This window comes from Ancylomarina euxina, from assembly GCF_003863355.1.
Classification (GTDB): Bacteria; Bacteroidota; Bacteroidia; order Bacteroidales; family Marinifilaceae; genus Ancylomarina; species Ancylomarina euxinus.
The window spans coordinates 1-3,353 of the sequence record NZ_QQWG01000046.1; the positions used below are offsets into that span (position 1 = coordinate 1).

Below are 3,353 nucleotides of genomic sequence, written 5' to 3' on the forward strand. Positions count from 1 at the left end.
TTCACACTCAGTTCTTTTAGTTGCAAATTTCCGTGCCAAAGCTGCTTATATCAGCCCAAAAGGAATGGTGAGATTTTTCTCTCACACGAATGTTTTCAACAAACTGTAACAAACGCTAAATGGCATGGCGAGTCGGAGGTTTTCGAATGTTTATGCTTTAAATGAGCACGGCAAGCTATCTATTTTAGAATTGTTATAGTTAAATGTAATTCAAAAATAGTTAACTTGCCTTTTATAAAATTTGAAACATAAATCAACTAAAGCGCCACGCCATTTAGCGCAGCCCGTTAGCAAAAATATTTAGCCGTATTTTACCATTTTTCTATTATTAAATCTGGGCTGTAGATAAAGCAGCTTATTTGAACCATAAAGTACCATTTCTTATTTGATGCATTTTAATTTCGTTATTGTGAAATAAATATTCCAATTCTTGATTAGCTACATCTTTGCTTTTAGAACTTAGCTCGGCAAATTCACTTGTGGTGAGAGTAGGGTAGATAGAAAATAAACTTTCCCAATCTTGTTTGAACGTCTTTTTATTCACATCAGGGGCAAGTTTTGTAATCGCTTTTTCAAAACTTGAATAGGGTCTAAATCCATAAACGATGTCGGTTTGACCTTTTTGGTTTGTGAAAGTGAAAGCAGGAAAGCCTCTTACCCCCATTTTTTGAGCTAAAAGTAAATCTTCCTGAAAAGATTTTTTCGCTTTATTTTCGTAATCGGTCTTTAATTGTTCAATATTTAAACCTGACTCACTAGCTGATTGTGAAATATATTCCCATTTTGTGATGTTCTTTTTATGAAGAAAAAGTAATTCTCTTATTTTTCTTAGAAAAACGATTGCTTTTTCTTCGCTCTGTAATTGTGCCGCCTTAAATGCAATGGATGGTGGGTAGGAAGAGTGTAAAGGATCTTCCAACCACAAATCTCCATCAATAGGCATGTCGTAATACATGCTCATTTCGTCCCAATGATTTGCGACATCGGAAGGCGTACTTAAGTTTTCTCCCATAACATCCCAATTAGGTAATAATCCACCCATTCTGTATTCTATATCAAAGGCATGTCCATACTCTAACTTTAGCCTGCGTAATTGTGGTTCAATACCCCAACAGGCCGAACAAATAGGATCGGTATAATAGACAATTTTTATTGGTTTAACTGAAGGCGATGCAGGTTTAATTACAGGTTTATTAAATTCTTTCATCATTCCACATATTCCTGTTTCTGCATTACACAAAAGTGGATTTTTTTCTTTTTCAGTCATACTCATTATTATAAGTGTTATTATACCGATTCTTATTGCTAAAATTTTATAATCCGACAGGACCTTTATTAATTTCAGAAAGCGTCTCATTAACTTCAAAAATTCGTCCTCTAATATCGGAGTATCCCCATTGACTTAATCTGTTGCTATGCATTGTCAGATATTTTTCGGCATTGGCTCTAGTATCGAATAGGTACACTCCACCAGCAGTTTTATCAGCTTCGTTTTGAGTCCAAACTTTCCAAATCATTCCTAGTTCATCGTTTATACTTTTTGCAAGATCTGTCATTTGCTTTGCCATTTCCTCACCAAAAGCTCCTGTGTGAGGAAAATCTACATACATTATTACTGCCATAATTTTAAATTTTAATTTGTTAATTTATTCAGTTAAAAACCTAGCCATTTTACTTTTTCATTTAATTCTGAATCTTGTCTTGGTGGTGCAGGCGGGTTGCTGTCAGGGTATCCAATGGGAATAATACCTGCTATGGAGCGATCATTAGACAGTCCGATAAGTTCTTTCACTTTTTTAGAGTGAGTAATATTACCATCAACCCACACAGTACCTAAGCCGTTTTGCGTTGCTTGTAAAAGAATGTTTTGAATTGCAGCACAGCTGGCTTTCAAAGCTTCTTCTTTTTTTTCATTATCCTCTAGATTAGGGTAGCTAACAATGATCTGAATTGGTGCTCCACCAAAATCTTTTGAATATTCAAGCATGCGAGCTTTTTGATCTTCAGGAATATAAGCCGCTTTGGGAATGTAGTCTTTCGCAAAATTGTAGAATTCTTGAGAAATTCCACTTTTTACCTCACCCTTTACTACTATAAACTCCCATGGTTGGTGGTTACCTGCTGATGGCGCCCAATTGCCAGCATGCAATACATTTTTAATTATATCAGAATCAGGCTCCTGATTTGTGTATTTGCGTATACTTCTTCTGTTTTTGATTACTTCTAATACTTTCATTTTATATATCTTATTTGTTGTTGTTAAGTTTGATATAACTCATTACAGCCATTAGCAAGAAGAATGCAGGATCGGACCAGCCAAAGCCAACAAAAATTTCGGTTAAAGCGGCATAGAGCGTTATAATTACTCCCAGAATATTTGTTAGCATTAGACCTGTGAATAATTTATGGGCTGTTTTGCTTCCCTCTTCTACATCTCTAAATAAAAACCCAAGTATGGCTATCCCACCTAAAAAAATACTATTGTGTTGAGATAAAAAGATGGCATACTTATCATTCAACTGAAGACCATAAACTGGCCACATAACTTGAGGGAGAAAAAGCAATGTAATGGCAAAAATTGCATAAATGCTACTGTGTACGATTAAAAAAGTACGATTGTTAATTTTTTTCATCACGTTATATTTTTTAAAATTATATTACAAATATCAGGAATTAATAGTTTATTTTCACTATGTGTTTCCTTTGGGAAACTAGTTTACTGTAAGAAACCATATTAAATATCAGGAAGATGAAGAGCAAGATAGAGCTATCACCACAATGTACATCTCAATTAAGAGCTATTGGAGACACCATGGAATTACTTTCAGGTAAATGGAAGATTCAGATTGTTGGCACTTTACTTTTAAATGGAGCAATGCGTTTTATGGAATTAAAAAGAGCATTAAATGGTATTGCTCCTAAAAAATTATCCAATGATTTGCAGGAATTGGAAACTAATGATATACTGACAAGAACAGTGAAAGAAACAAAGCCTATCACAGTCGAATATGAACTTACAGCTCATGGTAGAACTTTAGAAAACTTAATCAACGAAGCAATGGACTGGGGATTTAAACATCGTCAAAAGATAATAGAATAATACTTTTGCTAACATTGTATAAAAATAATAGCCGAGATAGTTGTAAAATCAAGGGTTGTAGCCCGCTCCAACTTCTCTGTAATTTGACAGGAAAGTGCCTCATAGTCGGCTACTATTCTTATACGAACCGTTAGCCACAAGGCAAAAAAAAAGACCCAAGCAATCAAGCTCTTTGAATAAACGACAGTGTAACTTGAAGGGAATTTATTTTGTTTTTTCCCCACGCGCCGCTATTTGAAACTGTAGTGCGAAT

General features: G+C 34.7%; 5 protein-coding genes. 1 reads left to right on the forward strand and 4 read right to left on the reverse strand.

Annotated features, from left to right (window positions below; translation table 11 throughout):
- Nucleotides 1-355: 355 nt before the first annotated feature.
- Genes DWB61_RS17440 through DWB61_RS17455 form a run of 4 tightly spaced genes read right to left on the reverse strand, consistent with a single transcriptional unit; the run spans nucleotide 356 to nucleotide 2,633 of the window.
- Entirely contained in the window at nucleotides 356-1,267 is a 912-nt protein-coding gene (locus DWB61_RS17440; RefSeq protein ID WP_125032219.1) for a DsbA family protein, read from the reverse strand.
- 46 nt (nucleotides 1,268-1,313) lie between these two features.
- A complete protein-coding gene (locus DWB61_RS17445; protein ID WP_125032220.1) occupies nucleotides 1,314-1,622 on the reverse strand; it encodes a monooxygenase in 309 nt (102 codons plus the stop codon).
- 32 nt (nucleotides 1,623-1,654) lie between these two features.
- Nucleotides 1,655-2,236 (reverse strand): nitroreductase family protein, encoded by a 582-nt coding sequence (locus DWB61_RS17450; RefSeq protein ID WP_125032221.1) that lies wholly within the window; start codon nucleotides 2,234-2,236, stop codon nucleotides 1,655-1,657.
- Between the two features lie 10 nt (nucleotides 2,237-2,246).
- Entirely contained in the window at nucleotides 2,247-2,633 is a 387-nt protein-coding gene (locus tag DWB61_RS17455) for a hypothetical protein (protein WP_225423416.1), read from the reverse strand.
- Between the two features lie 116 nt (nucleotides 2,634-2,749).
- On the opposite strand from DWB61_RS17455, the gene DWB61_RS17460 reads away from it, so the two are divergent.
- The gene (locus DWB61_RS17460) at nucleotides 2,750-3,100 is read left to right on the forward strand and encodes a winged helix-turn-helix transcriptional regulator (RefSeq protein WP_125032222.1); all 351 of its coding nucleotides are present in this window, start codon (nucleotides 2,750-2,752) and stop codon (nucleotides 3,098-3,100) included.
- The last annotated feature ends 253 nt before the right edge of the window (nucleotides 3,101-3,353 follow it).